Consider the following 948-nt stretch of genomic DNA (forward strand, 5'->3'; position numbering starts at 1 on the left):
CTAGGGCCTGTTGCGAAAGTGGATCTTGTTCGTTGATGATCACGTCCCGTGGGACGTGGGGATCTGACGAACGGCCAGTGGGCCCGGCTTGAGCCTCTGCTGCCGACGGGTATCAAGCCGGGTCGGCCGCAGGTGTGGACACGGCGGCAGCTGATAGACGGCATACGGTGGCGGACCCGGACTGGTGCTCCCTGGCGGGACGTGCCCGAACGTTATGGGCCGTGGGACCGCGCCTATGACCTGTTCCGGCGCTGGCAGCGGGACGGCACCTGGGCGAGGATCCTCACCCAACTCCAGGCCGAGGCGGACGCGAAGGGCCTCATCACCTGGGATGTCAACGTCGACTCCACTGTCTGCCGGGCCCACCAGCATGCCGCCGGAGCGGCGAAAAAGGGGACCTCCAGAAGGAGCCACCCGGCGGGATCTTCGTCGAGCCGGCCGACCACGGCCTCGGACGCTCCCGCGGCGGACTGACCAGCAAAATCCACCTCGCGGTTGAGCAGGGGCAGAAGCCCTTGTCCGTCGTGATCACGGCCGGGCAGCGGGGCGACTCCCCGCAGTTCGAACCGGTCCTGGAAGCCATCCGGGTTCCCCGGCTGGGGCTTGGCAGGCCGCGCAAGCGCCCGGACCGGGTCCGGGCCGACAAGGCGTACGACTCGCGCAGCAATCGTTCCTACCTGCGCAGACGCGGGATCAAGGCCACCATCCCGGCTCCGGCGGACCGGGTCCGCAACCGCCTCAAACGCGGATCGCGTGGCGGGCGGCCGCCAAAGTTCGACAAGGACGACTACAAGCAGCGGCACGCGGTCGAGTGCGGAATCAACCGGCTCAAGCGCCACCGAGCCGTCGCCACCCGATACGACAAACTCGCGGTCCGCTACGAAGCGACCGTGCTGGTCGCAGCCATCAACGAGTGGCTGTGACCAGCACTTTCACAACAGGCCCTAG

At 67.9% G+C, this 948-nt stretch carries 1 protein-coding gene; it reads left to right on the forward strand.

The window, feature by feature from the left end:
• The first annotated feature begins 48 nt into the window (after positions 1 to 48).
• Positions 49 to 923, forward strand: a protein-coding gene (locus ACP4J3_RS50780) for an IS5 family transposase (RefSeq protein ID WP_426545099.1) whose coding sequence is annotated in 2 segments (ribosomal slippage) — positions 49 to 436 and positions 436 to 923 — 876 coding nt in all. Because the reading frame shifts where the segments join, the coding sequence is not laid out codon by codon here.
• The last annotated feature ends 25 nt before the right edge of the window (positions 924 to 948 follow it).

The organism is Streptomyces sp. UG1, from assembly GCF_049974585.1.
Classification (GTDB): Bacteria; Actinomycetota; Actinomycetes; order Streptomycetales; family Streptomycetaceae; genus Streptomyces.